The sequence below is a fragment of the Stenotrophomonas sp. DDT-1 genome, from assembly GCF_001580555.1.
Taxonomy (GTDB): domain Bacteria; phylum Pseudomonadota; class Gammaproteobacteria; order Xanthomonadales; family Xanthomonadaceae; genus Stenotrophomonas; species Stenotrophomonas sepilia.
On record NZ_LEKR01000022.1, the window covers coordinates 1 to 18771 of the forward strand.

At 65.8% G+C, this 18771-nt stretch carries 12 protein-coding genes and 1 riboswitch; of the genes, 5 read left to right on the forward strand and 7 right to left on the reverse strand.

What is annotated here, in order from left to right; genetic code table 11:
• Positions 1–160 precede the first annotated feature (160 nt).
• Positions 161–1282: an HDOD domain-containing protein gene (locus AB839_RS12095; RefSeq protein WP_049413685.1), complete on the forward strand. Its 1122-nt coding sequence runs from the start codon at positions 161–163 to the stop codon at positions 1280–1282.
• Positions 1283–1341: 59 nt separating this feature from the next.
• Here the strand turns inward: AB839_RS12095 and AB839_RS12100 are convergent, their stop codons facing one another.
• The 6 genes from AB839_RS12100 to thiC form a co-directional block, all read right to left on the reverse strand.
• Entirely contained in the window at positions 1342–1551 is a 210-nt protein-coding gene (locus AB839_RS12100) for a hypothetical protein (protein WP_061479547.1), read from the reverse strand.
• 170 nt (positions 1552–1721) lie between these two features.
• Positions 1722–4568: a TonB-dependent receptor gene (locus AB839_RS12105; RefSeq protein WP_061479548.1), complete on the reverse strand. Its 2847-nt coding sequence runs from the start codon at positions 4566–4568 to the stop codon at positions 1722–1724.
• Between the two features lie 49 nt (positions 4569–4617).
• The gene (locus AB839_RS12110) at positions 4618–5517 is read right to left on the reverse strand and encodes a helix-turn-helix transcriptional regulator (RefSeq protein WP_061479549.1); all 900 of its coding nucleotides are present in this window, start codon (positions 5515–5517) and stop codon (positions 4618–4620) included.
• Between the two features lie 115 nt (positions 5518–5632).
• Entirely contained in the window at positions 5633–7951 is a 2319-nt protein-coding gene (locus AB839_RS12115; protein ID WP_061479550.1) for a winged helix-turn-helix domain-containing protein, read from the reverse strand.
• Positions 7952–8210: 259 nt separating this feature from the next.
• Positions 8211–8882 carry an ion channel gene (locus tag AB839_RS12120; RefSeq protein WP_061479551.1) on the reverse strand — a complete coding sequence of 224 codons (672 nt, stop codon included), beginning with the start codon at positions 8880–8882 and terminating at the stop codon, positions 8211–8213.
• A gap of 136 nt (positions 8883–9018) precedes the next feature.
• Positions 9019–10863, reverse strand: coding sequence for a phosphomethylpyrimidine synthase ThiC (thiC, locus tag AB839_RS12125; protein WP_061479552.1), 1845 nt, complete (start codon positions 10861–10863; stop codon positions 9019–9021).
• 82 nt (positions 10864–10945) lie between these two features.
• Positions 10946–11047, reverse strand: a riboswitch (TPP riboswitch).
• Between the two features lie 224 nt (positions 11048–11271).
• Between thiC and AB839_RS12130 the strand changes: the two genes are divergently transcribed.
• Positions 11272–12849 (forward strand): BCCT family transporter, encoded by a 1578-nt coding sequence (locus AB839_RS12130; RefSeq protein ID WP_061479553.1) that lies wholly within the window; start codon positions 11272–11274, stop codon positions 12847–12849.
• 498 nt (positions 12850–13347) lie between these two features.
• Here the strand turns inward: AB839_RS12130 and ggt are convergent, their stop codons facing one another.
• Positions 13348–15141 (reverse strand): gamma-glutamyltransferase, encoded by a 1794-nt coding sequence (gene ggt / locus AB839_RS12135; protein WP_241776777.1) that lies wholly within the window; start codon positions 15139–15141, stop codon positions 13348–13350.
• Positions 15142–15760: 619 nt separating this feature from the next.
• Between ggt and ilvC the strand changes: the two genes are divergently transcribed.
• The 3 genes from ilvC to AB839_RS12150 are packed head-to-tail and all read left to right on the forward strand — an operon-like array spanning position 15761 to position 18746.
• Entirely contained in the window at positions 15761–16735 is a 975-nt protein-coding gene (gene ilvC / locus AB839_RS12140) for a ketol-acid reductoisomerase (protein WP_061479554.1), read from the forward strand.
• A gap of 39 nt (positions 16736–16774) precedes the next feature.
• Positions 16775–18511, forward strand: a complete 1737-nt coding sequence (ilvG, locus tag AB839_RS12145) for an acetolactate synthase 2 catalytic subunit (RefSeq protein WP_061479555.1) — start codon at positions 16775–16777, stop codon at positions 18509–18511.
• On the forward strand, positions 18495–18746 hold the full coding sequence (locus tag AB839_RS12150) for an ACT domain-containing protein (RefSeq protein ID WP_005419108.1): 252 nt from the start codon (positions 18495–18497) through the stop codon (positions 18744–18746). The genes ilvG and AB839_RS12150 overlap by 17 nt, the downstream gene beginning before the upstream one ends.
• Positions 18747–18771: the final 25 nt, after the last annotated feature.

Below are 18771 nucleotides of genomic sequence, written 5' to 3' on the forward strand. Positions count from 1 at the left end.
AGGCCTGAGCCTGAACCGGATCGCTCCGGCGATACCCCGCCGGAGCGATGCGGGTCACGTTTCATGATGACGGCACATCACTCTTGCTGCCGTATTAGGTAAATTGCGTCACTTCACACGTCATCGACATCCATCGTCGAGACAGCCAGGGGAATGTGTCGTGCGTATTCTGCTTGTTGGGGATGCAGCCAGCCTGCCGGCTGAGCTGACCGAATTCATTGCCGATCTTGGGGAAGACTGGCAGCCGCTGACCGCCGCCGATGGCCAGACCGCGATGACCGCGGTGGCCACGCAGGGCGTGGACGCGGTGATCGTCTGCCCGCAGTTGCCCGATCTCAATGCCACCACGCTGCTGGGCCAGATCCGGACACTGCGCCCGGAAACCATCCGCATCGCGCTGGTCGATGCACACCATGGCAACCGCCCGCCGCCGGCGCGCCTGATCGGTGTCGCCCACCGCTTCCTGCCGCTGCCGCTGGCGCCGGAAGTGCTGCTGGAGGCATTGACCAGCCTGGAAGAACTGCGCGAAGTGCTGGACAGCCCGCGCCTGCGCGATGCCATCGGCCGTATCGAGAAACTGCCATCGCCACCGCACCTGTACCTGAGCCTGACCCAGGCCCTGGAACATGACGACGATACCGACAGTGCCGATGTGGCCAAGCTGGTCGCCGCCGATCCGGCCATCGCGGCCAAGGTGCTGCAACTGTCGAACTCGGCGTTCTTCAGCCAGGGCCGCACCATTGCCGACCTGCGCACCGCGGTCACCCGACTGGGCCTGGCCACGCTGCGTGACCTGGTGCTGGCCAGCGAAGTGTTCTCCGCGCCGACGCTGTCGGCTGCCGAGCGCAACTCACTGCAGCAGCGCGCCCTGCTCGCCTCCCGGCTGGCCGCACGCCTGCTGCCCGAGTCCAGCGCCGAACTGGGGGCGACTGCCGCACTGCTGGCCGACATCGGCCTGCTGCTGCCCGGCGTGCGCAACGAGCGCAGCGAGCCCGCGCTGGCCGGCGATACCCGCCCAGGCCATGCCGAGGCCGGCGCCTACCTGCTGGGCCTGTGGGGCCTGCCGATGCCGATCATCGAAGCGGTGGCATTCCACCTGCAGCCGCAGCGCGCCAACACCCGCAGCTTCTGGGTGACCGGCGCGGTGCACGTGGCCCTGGCGCTGGTCAATGGCGATCCGGTGGACGAGGACTACCTGCAGCGCGCAGGCGTGCTGAACAAACTGCCGCAATGGCGCGAGCACGCCAATGCACTGATGGGACTGGTGCCCAGCGACGCCTGAGCGTGCTGGATGATGTCCTGATGACAGAGGGCGCACCCACACGGTGCGCCCTTTCCATGTCAGCGGGTACCGCAGGCATCCTGCACGCAACGCCGGTACTGCGACTCGCAGATGACCGGTGACTTGCCACTGGCCAGGCACTGCTGGCGGAACTCTTCGCAATAAAGCCCGCCACCACAGACCCCGAGGCCCTGCGCGAACACCGCGCCCACCAGCGTCGCATAGATCAGTACAGCGGCTGATGCCTGGCGCAGCAACGTGTTCTTCATATCCCCCTCCACATGCAAGCGTCCGGTATTGGACCTCCTGACTGTGTCGATTGCGACACGACAGGACCGTGACTGCGCTCACCTTCCAACAGTTTCCGGAATTCCCCTACAAAAAAAGAGGGCGGACCTTGCGGCCCGCCCTCCCCGTGTTGCTACCGCACTTCGATGGATCAGAAGCGCTGGGTGTACTTCATGTACAGGAAGCGACCCACATCGAAGCCGCCGTAGTAGGCGAACGCCGAGTTCGGAGCCGAGTACTGCAGCGGACCCTTGTGGTCGAACACGTTGTTCGCACCCAGGGCGATCGTCGCATCCCACGGCGCCTTCCAGCTGACCTGCAGGTCGTGGAAGGTGTTGGAGCCGGTGTGACGCAGCGGATCGGTTTCGCCATTGGCCATGTGGTTCGGCGCATCGCACCAGCCATCAGCCAGCGAGATGCAGCTTTCCTTCATGCCGGAGTAGTAGCGCGCGGTGTAGTTCACACCGAAATCGCCGTACTGCCAGTTGACGCCCAGGTTCGAACGCACGCGGAACAGGCCCGGCTCGCCGACGCGGCCGATCATGATGTTGTCACCCGCGCTGTTCTGGCCCTGCTCGTCGTACTTGGCGGTGTAGCTGGTGGTCCAGTCGATGCTGAACTGACCGATGGCCAGTTCCGGCAGGCGGTACTTGATGCCCAGGTCGTAACCTTCGGTTTCCATCTTGCCGAGGTTGGCGGTGCCGTAGGTGATCGCACTGACGTGGCCGTCAGCCGCACGGGTCACGCTCGAGCAACGCTCGGAGTTGCCCAGCACGTAGCAGTCACGCAGGATGCGGTCGACGCTGTCAGCGATGATCATGTCGCTGATTTCGTACTTGTACCAATCCAGCGAGACGTCCAGGCCCTGCACCCAGCGCGGGCTCCACACCAGGCCGAAAGTGGTGCTCTTGGAGGTTTCCGGCTTCAGGTTCGGGTTGGCACCCGAGACGAACTGGTCACCCGACTGGCACGGCAGGGTCGAGCACGGCAGGTTGCCCTGGCCCAGCTGCACATAGTTGGCCGGAGCGCCAGCGGCGGTGCACGCGGCATTGCCGGCAACGCTGCCCGGGGCGTTCACGCCGCACGGATCGATGTAGGACTCGAAGCTCGAGCTCAGGCCACCGTACAGGTCGCTGATGGTCGGAGCGCGGAAGCCCTCGGCGTAGGTGCCGCGGACCAGCAGTTCATCCAGCGGACGCCAGGTCAGACCGAACTTGCTGTTGGTGGTGCCACCGAAGTTGCTGTAGTCCGAGTAACGGCTGGCAACGTTCAGGGTCAGTTCCTTGGCGAAGGCCATGTCGGCCAGCAGCGGCACGTTCAGTTCGAGGTAGACCTCGTTCAGATCGTACTGGCCGCGGGTCGGCTTCTGGCCCAGGCCGGTGGACTGGCCCGACTGCGCGAAGGCGTCCGGCACGTAATTGCCTTCTTCCTTGCGGTGCTCGACACCCAGCGCGAAGCCCAGGTCGCCGGCCGGCAGGGTCACGATGGAACCGGACAGGTTGGCGGTGAAGCTGGTGGTCTTGGTGACGCCGCGGGTGGTGAAGGTCGGGAACAGGAAGTCCTGCAGCTCCTGGTTCGCCAGCGAACCCTGGCCATCAACACCGTACGGCAGCAGCGGGTTCCACGGGCGGCAGTCGCCCAGGATCGGCTTGGCCGAGGTGCCGCAGCGTGCAACGCCGCCGGCATCGATGAACGACGGGCCCAGGGCCTGGCCTGCAGCGATCAGGCTCATGTCGCCGCGGTTGCTCTTGATCGACTCGTTGCGGTTCCACAGCGCGCCGACGTCCCAGTCGAAGGTCTTGCCGCCCAGCTCGAAGAAGCCGGTCAGGGTCGGAGCGAAGCGCAGGGTCTTCAGCTGGCTGTCAGTGGTACGCGGCACTTCCCACAGGCGGCGACGGAAGCTGACGTCCTGGCCGACCGGGTTGAAGGCGCTCGAACCCTCCAGCGGGGTGCCGAAGGAGTTGGACTGGAACGGGTAGCCGGCGATCTGCTGGAACGTCTGGCGCTCGTTGTAGAGCACGTCGGTGTTCAGGCTGATCGAATCGGTGAAGTCGTACGTGCCGTTGATGTAGACCGACTTGCGCTTCACACCGGTCAGCAGGGTCATCTGCTCGTTGGAGTTGGCGAATTCGTCCGGCGTAATGACATGGTAGTCATTCGGGTTCTTCGGGTTGCCGCCGGCGTTCAGGGTCTTCCAGACAGCCTGCTTGGAGTCGCCGCAGTTGACCTGGGTCGGGTTGCACCAGCTGCCGTTCTGGCTGATCGGGCTCCAGGTGGCCGAGGTCGAGTTCGGACCCAGCGAGCCGTCGCGGCTGTACCAGCGGTCCTTCGCCCACACCGGATCCTGCTTCGAGTACTCGGCCGACAGGGTCAGGCTGCCGCGTTCGCCGCGGGCACCGAGGGTCATCGAATAGGTTTCGGTGTCGCCGTCGCCCTTGCCGTACTGGCCGACGTAGACGTTGGCTTCGCCGCCGTCGAAGTTCTTGCGGGTGATCACGTTGACCACGCCGGCGATGGCGTCAGAGCCGTAGATCGACGAGGCGCCGTCCTTCAGGATTTCGATGCGCTCAACGGCCGACATCGGGATCTGGCTCAGATCCTGGTAGCCCGCAGTGGTTGCGCCCAGACGCTTGCCGTTCATCAGCACCAGGGTGCGCTGGGCGCCCAGGTTGCGGATGTCGACGTAGTAGCCGCCCACGTTCTCGCCCGAAGCCAGCGACTCCGAACGCGAGATGGCCGGGGAGCCGGCCGAGGTCAGGTTGTTCAGCACGTCGGCGACGCTCGAGAAGCCCTGCTTTTCCAGGGATTCGCGGGTCATCGTCAGGATCGGCTGCTGGGTTTCCACCGAGGCGCCGCGGATGCGCGAGCCGGTGACCGAAATGCGGTCCAGATCGGTGGTGCCCTTTGCTTCCTGGGCGGAAGCAAAGGCCGGCGCCAGCGCCAGCGCAATGCCGGCCGGCAGCAAGCCGAACCGCACTGCGGGATTACGAACGTTCATCAATCTCTCCAAGGTACGTGTTAGCAGCGTGTTAAAACACCCCAGCACGTTACGATTGCGTTGCAGCGCTGTATTTGCGCGAACCAACCGGAGACTTTGCGGATTGTGGCGGGAGCAAGCCGCCGTTCTCCCTGAAGCGCGATGCGGACTGGCCGTAGCGGGCGCGGAACGCACGCGCGAAGCTGCAGCAGTTGTCGAAACCGCTGGCGGCAGCGACCTCGCCCACCATCATGTCGGTGTCGCGCAGCAGATCAGCGGCGCGTTCGAGGCGCAGTCGTGCCGAAAGCGACTGCGGGCTTTCCTCGTACAGGCTCTGGAAGGTCTTGGACAGGTACCAGCTGGAGAAGTTGGTCAGCTCGGCCAGTTCGACGATGCGCACCACCCGGTGGCTGTTGCCTTCCAGATAGAGGCGCGCGCGCTGCATGCGGCCGAACACCTGGCGCTTGCGGCTGCGCGAGCGGCCCGGGCAGCGCTGCACGTTGTCGGCCAGGCCACGCTGCAGGCCCGCGAGGTGCAGCAGCAGCGGGCGCAGGGCCTGCGCCGGCTGGCCGCTGGCCAGCGCATCGCGCCACAGGCGCAGCGCCACGCGGGCATCAGTACGGTTCATCCGGCCACGACCTGCATACAGGCCGCAGTCGGCCATCTCGGTCAGCACGCGAAGCGCTTCGATGTTCAGGTTCAGGCCGACGCACAACCCGTTGCGACCGGCCTGCACCAGCGGCCGCGATTCCTTCTCGAAGGCGATCCACTCGCCCTGGCGCAGGCGGAAGCGCCCTTCCTTGGCCTCGACCCACGAGCTGCCACGCACCTGCATCCAGACAGTGAAGCTGGAGCCGGCGGTCTGCAGGCTGCCCAGCCGGGCCACGCCCAGGCAGGTCGGTGCGACTTCGTCGAGCGACCGGTCCAGGGAAACAGTTTGGCCGCGATCGGCCAGCGAGAGTTGACGCATGGGGGCACCACGGATTTGCCTAGTACAGGACTCCGTTTTGCCAAATCAGGCGGCACCGCGTCAGGAAGGTCCGACGAGATCGCCACGAATTCGCTACGAGATCCCGACGAAGAAATTACGAAGGCCCGTTTCCCTTGAACAACAACAACTTGGAGAATGCGGGAAACAGTGCAGGCGGGCGTTCGGGCAACCGCATCACGCCGATGTCAGCGCCATCGCTGACCGCCATCGCCACGAACAGGTCCTTTCCGTCGGCGCTGGCACTGAGCCCGTTGCCGGCGCTGAGCCGTTCTGCGTCCAGGCAGCGTTCCGCCTCCTCGCGGCCGGGCTGGATGCGCACGAAGGTGGTGCCACACGTGGTCGAGGTACCAAGGTAGCCGATGCCGCTGTTGCCGGTCACGGTCCAGGCCCGGTATCGCCAGCGGCTGGGCCGGTCATCGCTGATCTGCTGCACGCTGGTCGGGGACAACGCGGCATCCGCCGACCACAGGCCACCGGCGGCCAAGCGGGTGAACAACACGCGGCCACTGCTCCGGTCAAAGCGCGCCTGCGACACCCCATCGATGCTGGCCAAGCGGCGCCAGGGCTGGACGCTGCGATCGAACAGGCTCAACCGCGTGCGCTGGTCGGCATCGCGCTCGACCACAAACAGCTGCTGCGGCGAGGCGCCATACAGTGCCTGCAACGGCTGTTCGGCCGGAACCGGCAAGGGTTGCAGGCGTTCATCGCGTGGCGCGATTTCATAGACCACCGTGCGGCCATGCGCATCGCGGCCAACCACGAGCAATTGCCGGCTGTCGGCCGACCAGTCCGGTGCCTGCCGCGCTTCCGGCCGCAGCCCTTCGATGGGACGCAGCGAATCCGGCCGCTGCATGTCCGCCCACCACAGGGCGAAGCTGCCGGAACGATCGGAGGTGAAGACCAGCTGGCGGCCATCAGGCGCTGCCATCGGCTGTCCATCGCGGCCACTGGAGGCGAACAGGCGCTCGGGCGTGCCGCTGCCCTGCATCGGCACCTTGAACACACCGAACTGCGCGCGCCGGTGGACGAACGCCAGCATGCCACCGCGTCGCGACACCGCTGGCCACTGCGCATCATCCAGGCCGGCATCGCGCAACGTGTGCCGCTCGACATCCAGGTAATAGAGCCGCGCCTCGCTATCGACACGACGACCGAAGACGATGGTTCGGCCATCGTCCAGCCAGGCCCAGCCGCGCAGCTCTGCCGCTTCATCGGTCAACTGCTCGGGCGTACCGCCCGCGGCCGGCACCCGCCACAGATCACCCAGCTGCGGGTTGCGCACGAACACCAGCCATTGCCCATCGGGCGAATACCGCGGTGCGTAGTCGAAGTCATCCTCATCGACGCTGTAGGCCAGCGCGCGCCACTGGCCACTGGCCAGGTCCAGCACACGGATGCCACGGTGCGCGTAGCGACCGACCATGCTGCCGAACACCAGGCCACGCCCATCTGGCGTCCAGTCGAAACTGAGCAGCTCCGTGCCATCGCAGCGTGTGGCCTGGCGCAGTGCGCCACCGGTGGCGCTGGCGATCAGTACCTGGCAGCCGCCGTCGGCGGAGAACCGCGCGAAGGCGATTTCGCGGCCATCTGGCGACCAGTTCGGGAAGCGATCGACGGCACCGGCCGGTGGCGCCAGCAACTGGCGCGCCGGCGCGTTGCCGGAGGTCTGCAGCTTGATCGCGCCACCGCCGTTGCCATCCTCGTTGGCGCCCTCATAGGCCACCAGCGAACCATCCGGTGACAGCGTGGGATAGGTTTCAAAGCCGCTGGTCGCGGTGATCAACCGATACGGCCGCTGCGGGCTGCCGATCACCCGCGTACCGTTCTCCACGGCAGCCTCCACCGGCGAACTGCCGGCCGGTGCACGACGCAGCAGCAGCGTGGTCAACACCAGCAGCGTGGCCAGCATCAACACGCCCAACGCCAGCAGCACGCGCCGACGGATATGGCGCCAGCGGCGGCGCGCTGCCTGTGGATGCGCAGGCAACGCAGCAGTGGTCACCGGCTGCGCGGCCATGCCTTCGTCGTCAGGGACGCCTGCGGCCACGGGCTCGGCATCGTCCAGCACCTGCACCGGAACCAGAAGCCGATAGCCTGTCTTGGCGATGGTTTCGATGTAGGCCTGGCCGTTGTCGTCGTCGTTGCTGAACGCCTTGCGCAGCTGGGTGACGGCCTGGGTCAGCACATCGTTGGTCGGCAGCGTGTCCGGCCATACCTCGGCGAACAACTCGTCGCGGGTGACAACGCGGCCCGGCTGCCGCAGCAGCACGCGCAGCACGCCCAGCGCCTTCGGCGTCAGCCGGCGCGGGCGACGCGCGCCGACGACCTCGACTTCGCGCGAGGACAGAGTGACGGTGCACTCTCCTATCCGTATCCGATCGGATACCGGGGGCTGGATTTCGCTGCTGTTCATTTTCTGCTACACAGTAGAGACAGGTCCCGGGCAGTGTTTGCCTTCGATACCGCCCCTTCCTGGGAACAGCGAAAAGCCAGACTCCGCACAAAGCATCGGCGCATACCGCAAAAACAATCGAGCGCGCGAATACTAGCCTATGCAAGTTACCTCGCCTATCGCGTGGTCGACATCAGGCTCTCTCTCGCCGACGCATTCACATAATTTGCGACATCATTCGCGCCCTTTCGGGCGCGAAATTTTTATCTGGCGTTCATTTTCACATGCGCCGCAACATGGTCAATCCGACCAGCCGCGAAACCACCAAAGCCACGTACATCACGCCGGAAAACTGCTCCAGCATGACCAGTGCGCGTGCCTGTGGATGCAACGGCACGACGTCACTCAAGCCGACTCCAGACAGCAAGCTGAAGCTGAGATAAAGCAGCTCCATCCAACTGCGCTGCGCGCCTCCGCCGGTGCCGTGGAAGCTGCCCGGGTACCACTGCTGGCATACCGCGAATGCGAACGCGAATGCCCATGCAAGCAAGGTGAATGTCGCGCCTGCGGCGAACAGTTCGTCGCGGGTGACCTTGTGGTCCTGGAGCATGTAGGCGATCAGCGCGCCGGCCGTGTAGAAGTACAGCAGGCTCTCCAGCAACTGCGCGGTGGTCAGCAATGCGCTGCGGTCGAGCAATGCACCGGCCAGCGAGAACACCACCGACGGGATGGCCAGCACCAGTGCCAGCCAGGTGCCCAGCGGGCTGCGCTGCACCACCCACAGCGCCAGGCCCAGTACCGCCATGCCGAACATGCCCAGCGCCGCGCGGCCGGCAGCGGTGTCGTCCAGCGCGGGGTACAGCAGCACCGCGATCAACTGGGCACCCAGCAGCCAGGCCGAAGGATGACGGCGGGCGATGGCCAGCCAACGGGTGGTCATGGCAACAGGCATGGTGTCCTTCCCCCAGGGTGATGCGCGGAGCATAGCGGGGAGCGGCGTGATGAGCGGTGGTGCCGGCCGCTGGCCAGCACGCTTCCCGGCCCCCGCACAACCGGCTGCCGGCCAGCGGCCGGCACCCGGCTACTCGTCATCCCTGCTGGTAGACCTCTGCGCCAGCCGCGCGGAACTCCTCCGACTTCTCCTTCATGCCGGCCTCGGCGTAGTCACGCACATCCTGGGTGATCTTCATCGAACAGAAGTGCGGGCCGCACATCGAGCAGAAGTGGGCCAGCTTGTGCGCATCCTTCGGCAGCGTCTCGTCATGGAACTCCTTGGCCTTCTCCGGATCCAGGCCAAGGTGGAACTGGTCTTCCCAGCGGAACTCGAAGCGCGCCTTGCTCAACGCGTTGTCGCGAACCTGCGCGCCCGGATGGCCCTTGGCCAGGTCGGCCGCATGCGCGGCAATGCGATAGGCCATGATGCCGTCGCGCACGTCCTGGCGATTGGGCAGGCCGAGATGCTCCTTCGGCGTCACGTAACAGAGCATGGCCGTGCCGAACCACCCGATCATCGCCGCGCCGATCGCGCTGGTGATGTGGTCGTAGCCCGGTGCGATATCGGTGGTCAACGGCCCCAGCGTATAGAAAGGCGCCTCGCCGCACTCACGCAGCTGCTTGTCCATGTTCTCCTTGATCAGCTGCATCGGCACGTGGCCGGGGCCCTCGATCATGGTCTGCACATCATGCTTCCAAGCGATCTTCGTCAGTTCGCCCAGTGTTTCCAGCTCACCGAACTGCGCGGCGTCGTTGGCGTCGGCGATGCAGCCCGGGCGCAGGCCGTCACCCAGCGAAAAGGTCACGTCATAGGCCTTCATGATTTCGCAGATCTCTTCGAAATGCGTGAACAGGAAATTCTCCCTGTGGTGCGCCAGGCACCACTTGGCCATGATCGAGCCCCCGCGGCTGACGATGCCGGTCACCCGCTTGGCGGTGAGTGGCACGTAGCGCAGCAGCACGCCGGCGTGGATGGTGAAGTAGTCCACGCCCTGCTCGGCCTGCTCGACCAGCGTGTCGCGGAAGATCTCCCAGGTCAGTGCTTCGGCACGGCCATCGACCTTCTCCAGCGCCTGGTAGATCGGCACCGTACCGATCGCCACCGGCGAGTTGCGGATGATCCACTCGCGGGTTTCATGGATGTGCTTGCCGGTGGACAGGTCCATCACGGTGTCACCGCCCCAGCGGATCGCCCACACCAGTTTCTCTACCTCCTCGGCGATTCCCGAGGAAACGGCGCTGTTGCCGATGTTGGCATTGATCTTGGTCAGGAAGTTGCGGCCGATGATCATCGGCTCGCTTTCCGGATGGTTGATGTTGTTGGGCAGCACCGCGCGGCCGCGCGCGATTTCATCCCGCACGAACTCCGGCGTGATGATCTTCTGGATCGAGGCGCCGAACGCCTCGCCCGGGTGCTGCTGCAGCAGGCCCGCATCGCGGATCGCTTCCAGCCGCTGGTTCTCGCGGATGGCAACGAATTCCATTTCCGGGGTGATGATGCCGCGGCGCGCGTAGTGCATCTGGGTGACGTTCGCGCCTGCCCGTGCACGGCGCGGCAGGCTGCGTGCGGGGAAGCGCACGGCAGCGAGCTTGGGGTCGTGCTCGCGATCACGCCCGAACGACGAACTCAGGCCTTCGAGCTGCTCGGTATCGCCACGTTCCTCCACCCAGCCGCGACGCAGTGCCGGCAGACCGGCGGACAGATCGATACGCACGCCCGGATCGGTGTAGGGGCCGGACGTGTCGTAGACCGTGACCGGCGCATTCTCTTCGCCGCCGAACAGCGTCGGGGTGCGGGTCAACGCAATCTCCCGCATCGGCACCTGCAGATCCGGGCGCGAACCGGGCACGTGGATCTTGCGCGAGCCGGGAATGGGCCGGGTCACGGATTCGGAGAGTTGCTGGGCCTGTTGCTGCAGGGCGGAGAGCTGTGCGTTCATCGGGCATCGTCCAGGAAGGTCAGGGACGAAGCGGCGGCGCACTGCGACCGCGCCCGGACGCTCCTTGGGCGGAGTCCGGGAATGGCTGCATTGCAAAGCTTCCCTACGCCGGTATGAGCCGGATCAGGTTCCAAGGGACTGTCTCAACCGTGGCCACTTGGCCGCGGTACCCCCGCTTCTTGGCGTGCATTAGAGCATAGACCGCCCGCCTCCGGAGTTGCCCCCAATCGATATTCGTTAACAGAACCATGACGTCGCGTTCAGTAACGTGCACGTCCGTCGCGCTCCAGCGACCGATGCTTCCTTCGCCGCCGACGCGGCCCCTGCCCGGTTCGCGCTGCATGCCGCCGGCCCTTCGCTGCAAGCTCTGCTCGCTCCCCTCAATCCCTTGATCGGAGAAGCTCCTTCATGGTGTTTCGCGTTTCCATCGCACTGGTTCTGCTGCTGGTGCTGCTTGCCGGTATTGCACCCGGTCCCTTCAACACCGTGGTCCAGTCGATGCTGGCCGAGGTCATCCGCAGTGTCGGCTGGCTGTACCTGCTGGTCGTGTTCCTGGCGCTGGTGTTCCTGATGTACCTGGCCTTCGGCCGCTTCGGCAACCTGCGCATCGGTGGCGAAGATGCCGAGCCGGAGTTCTCGCGTGCCAGCTGGATGTCGATGCTGTTCGCTGCCGGCATGGGCATCGGCCTGGTGTTCTGGGGCGCCGCCGAGCCCATTTCGCACTTCAGCAAGCCACCGGAGGGGCTGGCGCCCGAAAGCATGGACGCCGCGCGCGCCGCCATGCGCTATGCGTTCTTCCATTGGGGCCTGCACCCGTGGGCGATCTACGCGCTGATCGGCCTGGCGATGGCCTGGTTCCAGTTCAATCGCCAAGGCGGTGGTCAGATAAGCGACATGCTGCAGCCAATCATCGGTCGCCACCATCGCGGCTGGGCCGGAAAGGTGGTCAACATCTCTGCGGTGGTGGCCACCGCAGTCGGCGTGGCAACCGCACTCGGCTTCGGCACGGTGCAGATCGCGGCCGGCGTGGAGCGCGTTTTCGGTGTTCAGGCGGGGGTACCGCTGCAGTTGACCATCATCGCAGTGGCATTCGTGCTGTACATGGCGTCCACGCTCAGTGGCGTCGGGCGTGGCATGAAGTGGCTATCCAACGTCAACCTGGCGCTGGCGGCATTGCTGCTCGCACTGGTACTGGTGCTCGGTCCGACCGGCGCCATCTTCAATACCTTCACCACCACACTGGGCTCCTATCTCAACCAACTGGTGACCATGAGCCTGCGCATGTCGCCGTTCTCGTCCAGTACCTGGGTGGCCGACTGGACGATCTTCTACTGGGCCTGGTGGATTTCCTGGGCACCGTTCGTCGGTTCGTTCATCGCGCGCATCTCGCGCGGCCGCAGTGTTCGCGAGTTCGTGGTAGGCGTGGTGCTTGCGCCAACTCTGTTGGGCTTCTTCTGGTTCTCGGTCTTCGGGGGCACCGCAATCTGGTCGCAGATCTTCGGTCACGCAGACCTGGTGCAGGCACTGGGCAACGGCTACGAGACGGTGCTGTTCACCCTCTTCGACAGCCTTCCCCTGCCGTTGCTGCTGTCGAGCATCGCGCTGGTGCTGCTGATGATCTTCTTCGTGACGTCGGCCGATTCGGCAGTGCTGGTACTGGCCACGATGTCCACCGACGATGCGGGCGAACCACCGCGCAGGCACAAGATCGCGTGGGGCGTGGGCATCGCGCTGATCGCGGGCGCGTTGCTGCTCGCAGGTGGCCTGGAGGCACTGCAGGGCATGATCACGATTGCGGCATTGCCATTCGCACTGTTGATGGTGCTGGTGATGGTGTCGCTGTATCGGGTGCTGGACCAGGAATACACGCGCGAGCGGCGGCAGGCGCAGCGCCAGCGGCACATGATCGATGCGTGGATCGCACGCGAGATGGCGGCGCAGGAGGAGACACAGGCCGAGGCCGCACGCGCGCACGATCAGGATTGAGGGTGTTTTGCAGCCTGCGGCTGCACCGCTTTTTCAGGCAAGGGCCAAGGTCAAATTCAAAGGCGGCTCTGGGTTGCTGCTGGTTGGGTGGGGCGGTGTGGGTGGGCAGGACACGCCGTGAACCCATCCATGAAGTGACCCCCGACAGTTTCCCGGTAACGGTTGGTTTTCCACGCTTTGCGTGGAAGATGTGTATCGGAAAACAAGAAGGGGTCAGATCCGTTTTCCTTCGGAAAACGGATCTGACCCCGCCACACAGCGCGCGGCTGTTGCCATTGCCTTTGCTCTTGCTCTTCTTTTTTCTTTTCCTGCGGTGACGGCCACGGAAACTGTCCGTGGCCGGGCGGGTGGGTTGGCTGGGGGCGTGAGCCGCATGGATGCGGCGACCGAGCTTACATGGACGTACTTGCAGCGGCCCCCAGACGATCCACCCGCCCGGCTAAGCCCCGTATCACTGCCATCACCGCAGAGGGGGCTCAGCCCGGTGGCCGGGAAACCTCAATACCCCGCCGCCTGCCCATCCTTGCGGCTCTCCGACGCGCCGTAATACACGCCAGTCTCCGGGTCGCGCATGATTGCCTGATAGCCGCCATACGGGCCGTCGGCGAACACGATGCGATGCCCCTTGCGCATCAGCGCACGCACTGTTTCATACGGGAAGCCGGTTTCCAGATTCACTTCACCACCGTCGGTCATCGCCGTGGCCTGACCCGTCGGTTCAGTCGAGCCTTCGTGCTGGATTCGCGGTGCGTCGCCCGCTTCCTGCAGGTTCATGCCGAAGTCCACCAGGTTCATCACGATCTGCGCATGGCCCTGCGGCTGCATCGCGCCGCCCATCACGCCGAAGCTGGCATACGGCTTGCCACCCTTGGTGATGAACCCCGGAATGATCGTCTGGAAGGGGCGCTTGCCCGGTGCGTATCCGTTGGGATGGTTCTTCTGCAGCACGAACATCTCGCCGCGGTCCTGCAGGATGAAGCCCAATCCCGGCGGCGCCATGCCGCTGCCCATGCCGCGGTAATTGGACTGGATCAACGAGACCATCATGCCGTCGGCGTCGGCCACGGTCATGTAGATCGTGTCGCCTTCCTCCAGCTGCTTCGGTGTGCCTGGCTGCACTTCCTTCAAGGCCTTGTCCATCGAGATCAGCGCCCGGCGCTGCGCGGCGTACTCCTTGGAGATCAGCTTCTGCACCGGCGCCGGCTGGAATGCCATGTCGGCGTAGAAGCGCGCACGGTCGGCGAAGGCCAGCTTCTTCGCTTCGACGAACAGGTGCACGTGCTCGGGTGAGCCGAACGGGATCTTCGAGAAATCGTAGCCTTCCAGCACGTTGAGGATCTGAAGCGCAGCGATGCCCTGGCTGTTGGGTGGCAGCTCCCAGACGTCGTAGCCCCGGTAGTTGCTGCTGACCGGCTCGACCCATTCACCGTGGTGGTCGGCCATGTCCTGGTAGCTCAGGTAGCCACCGTTGGCCTTGAAGTAGTCACCGATGGTGCGCGCGATGTCTCCCTTGTAGAAGGCGTCGCGCCCGCCGTCGGCGATCTTCTGCAGGGTGCTGGCCAGGTTCGGGTTCTTCCACATCTCGCCCTTGCGCGGGGCGTGGCCGTTGATCGTGAACTGCTCCTTGAAGCCCGGGTACTGCGACAGCTTGGGCACCGAACGGTCCCAGTAGTAGGCGATTACCTCGGCCACCGGGTGCCCTTCGCGGGCGTAACGGATGGCCGGCGCCAGGTTGTCGGCCATCGGCTTGCGACCGAAACGGTCGTGCAGGGCGAACCAGCCGTCGACCGCACCGGGCACCGACACCGGCAACGGGCCGGTGGCCGGGATGTCCTTCAGGCCACGACGCTGGAACTCGGCCAGGGTGAGCGACTTCGGCGAGCGGCCCGAGCCGTTGTAGCCGTAGAGCTTCTGCGTCTTTGGGTCCCAGACGATGGCGAACAGGTCGCCACCGATGCCGTTGCCGGTCGGCTCCATCAGGCCGAGCGCGGCATTGGCCGCGATCGCCGCGTCGACTGCCGAGCCTCCGCCCTTCATCACGTCCAGCGCGATCTGGGTGGCCAGCGGCTGCGAGGTAGCCGCCATCGCATGCGGGGCGATCACCTCCGAACGGGTGGCGAAGGTGTGGCCGGTGATGCGGTCGGCGGCGATGGACAGTGCAGGCACGGCAGCCAGCACGGCGGCGGCGAGCAGGGAGCGGGCAAGGCGTCGGGACACGGTCGGGTTCCGGTGGAAGGGTGGTCCCTCGATCTTCGCCGCTGCGGCCTTCATGCGGTATCGGGCAGAGGTCATGGGCCGTGGCCTTTCGGTGGGCGCGGCCCTTGGGCCGCACTCACCAGGGCGAAAACGGCCCGGAATCCGCGCAAAAACCGCGCTGAAAGGAGTGAATTCCGGTTCACCGAAACAATTTCAACGGCAACCATCCTTGCGCCACAAGCCATTCCGCTGGATGCCGCGGAAACCGATAAGAAAATCTGTCGCGAGGGTTGACACCGCCGAAATGGCTGTGTTTCTCTCGATTACATGCTGCATCACAACACGCCACCGCGAACCCACATCGAAGCCGCCGACACCGGCGCCGCCTCGCTGCGTTCGATTCTTGTGCTCGTACTTATTACCCAACCGACAGGTGCGGGACGAGCCAGCGTGTAAGCAACAGACACACCGGAACTCTTCAAAAACCCGCACCCGCCCCGGTGCGGGTTTTTTCATTTCAGGACCTGGTTTCAGACGCAACCACCATGACCAACGCTCATCGCACAACCCGGACCTGCAGCACCACGCCTCGTGGTGGCTGTGGCTGTGCCTGTGCGATGCGCGGCGCCCCCTCCACCGCTTTCCCCTGACCGGCCGGCACGTCACCTCGACGACCGGCCGTTCTTTTTTCTTCCCACCGCAAGGAACCTCCCCCATGAGCACCAACGACCTGCCCCAGACCAAGATCGCCGTCATCGGCTACGGCAGCCAGGGCCGCGCCCACGCACTGAACCTGCGCGAATCCGGCTTCGACGTGGTGGTAGGCCTGCGTCCGGGCGGCCCGACCGAAGCCAAGGCCCAGGCCGATGGATTCACCGTGGTGGCGCCCGCCGATGCGGTGAAGGACGCCGACCTGGTCGCCGTGCTGACCCCGGACATGGTGCAGAAGAAGCTCTACAACGATGTGCTGGCGCCGAACATGAAGCAGGGGGCGTGCCTGCTGTTCGCGCACGGCCTGAACGTGCACTACGGCATGATCGAGCCGCGCGCCGATCTGGACGTCGTGCTGGTCGCGCCGAAGGGTCCGGGTGCGCTGGTGCGCCGTGAGTACGAGATCGGCCGTGGCGTGCCGTGCATCTGGGCGGTCTACCAGGACGTCAGCGGCAAGGCCGCGCAGCATGCCCAGGCCTATGCGGCCGGCCTCGGCGGTGCCCGCGCCAACCTGATCCAGACCACCTTCAAGGAAGAGACCGAGACCGATCTGTTCGGCGAGCAGGCGGTGCTGTGTGGTGGTGCGTCGGCGCTGGTGCAGGCCGGTTTCGAGACCCTGGTGGAAGCCGGCTACCAGCCGGAGATTGCCTACTACGAGGTACTGCACGAGCTGAAGCTGATCGTCGACCTGTTCTACGAAGGCGGCATCTCGCGCATGCTGGAATTCATCTCCGAGACCGCGCAGTACGGCGACTACGTCAGCGGCCCGCGCGTGATCGACGCCAGCACCAAGGCACGCATGAAGGAAGTGCTGAAGGACATCCAGGACGGCACCTTCACCAAGAACTGGGTGGCCGAGTACGAAGCGGGCCTGCCGAACTACAACAGGTTCAAGCAGGCCGACCTGGAGCACCCGATCGAAAAGGTGGGCAAGGAACTGCGCGCCAAGATGGTCTGGTTGCAAGGACAGGCCGCGTAACCGCGCGGCCCTCCCCCACCCGCTTTGCAAGGTTCCCCCATGAACTCTTCCACACACCGCAGCGCGCCGCCCAACGGCGCGCGCTGGCTGACCCAGGCGCTGGAGGCCGAAGGCGTCCGCACGCTGTTCGGCTATCCCGGCGGCACCATCATGCCGTTCTACGACGCGCTGGTGGATTCGTCGCTGAAGCACATCCTGGTACGCCATGAGCAGGGCGCGGCGCTGGCCGCCAACGGTTTCGCCCGCGCCAGCAACCAGGTGGGCGTCTGCGTGGCCACCTCCGGCCCGGGCGCGTCGAACCTGGTCACCGGCATCGCCGATGCGATGCTGGACTCGGTACCGATGGTCTGCATCACCGGCCAGGTCGGCACGCCGCTGCTGGGCACCGACGCCTTCCAGGAACTGGATGTGTTCGGCCTGACGATGCCGATCGTCAAGCACAGCTGGCTGGTGCGCAGCGTCGATGACCTGCCGCGCGTGGTGGCCGATGCGTTCCGGATCGCCCGCGAGGGCCGTCCCGGCCCGGTGCTGATCGACCTGCCCAAGGACGTGCAGCTGGCCGATGCCAGCCATCTGCCGGCGCATGTGCCCAGCAGCGTCGAACCACCGCCGGCGCCAGCCGAGGCCGCCATTGCCGAGGCCATCGCCGCGCTGGCGGCGGCCGAGAAGCCGGTGGTCTACGCCGGTGGCGGCATCGCGCTGGGCGATGCCGTGCAGGACCTGCGCGACTTCGTCGAGGCCAGTGCCATCCCCACCGTGATGACCCTGCGCGGCCTCGGCGCACTGCCGGCCAGCCATCCGCAGTCGCTGGGCATGCTGGGCATGCACGGCACCCGCGCGGCCAACATGGCGGTGCAGGAAAGCGACCTGCTGCTGGTGCTGGGCGCACGCTTCGACGACCGTGCCACCGGCAAGCTGGCGGAGTTTGCACCGTTCGCCCGCGTCGTTCACATCGATGCGGACGCATATGAGATTTCCAAGCTGCGCAGCGCCGATGTCGCCGTGCCCGGCAATGTCGGTCATGCCATCCGCGCCCTGCGTGCGGCCTTCCCCTCCCCCAAGGCCCACCAGGAGGCGTGGCGCAAGCGCTGTGCACAGCACCGCGATCGTTTCGCCGCGCGCTACGACGCACCGGGTCAGCACATCTACGCCCCGGCGCTGCTGAAGCGCCTGAGCGAGCTGGCCCCGGCCGATGCGGTGATCGCCTGCGACGTTGGCCAGCACCAGATGTGGGTGGCCCAGCACTGCCGCTTCAACCACCCGCGCAACCACCTGACCAGTGGCGCGCTGGGCACCATGGGCTTCGGCCTGCCGGCCGCGATGGGTGCGCAGTTCGCCTGCCCCGATCGCACCGTGGTGCTGGTGTCCGGCGACGGCAGCTTCATGATGAACGTGCAGGAGCTGGCCACCATTGCCCGCTGCCGCCTGCCGGTGAAGATCGTGCTGCTGGACAACAGTTCGCTGGGCATGGTGCGGCAGTGGCAGGAGCTGTTCTTCGCCGAGCGCTACAGCGAGATCGACCTGTCCGACAACCCGGACTTCGTGGCGCTGGCGCAGGTATTCGGCATTGCCGCCACCCGCATCGACGCGCGGGATGACGTCGAGGGTGGCCTGGCCGCGCTGCTGGCCGAACCCGGCCCGGCACTGCTGCACGTGGCCATCGATGCACGCGCCAACGTATGGCCGCTGGTGCCACCGAACACCGCCAACAGCACGATGCTGGAAAGCAACCCCGCCCATGCCCGCCAGGAGATCCCAAATGCACTACCGGCTTGACCTGGTGCTGCACCCGGCCGAAGGCGCGCTGTTGCGCGTGATCGGCATGGCCGAGCGCCGTGGCTTCGCGCCGCGTGCGATCAGCGGTGCGCCGGTGGCCGCCGACGATGGCCGCTGGCACCTGCAGCTGGTGGTGGATGGCCAGCGCCCGGCGGAAACGCTGTGCCGGCAGATCGAGAAGATCTACGACTGCGTGTCCGTGCAGGTCACCGCCGTGGAAGGAGCATCCGTATGAACACCCGTACCGTAGTGACCACGGT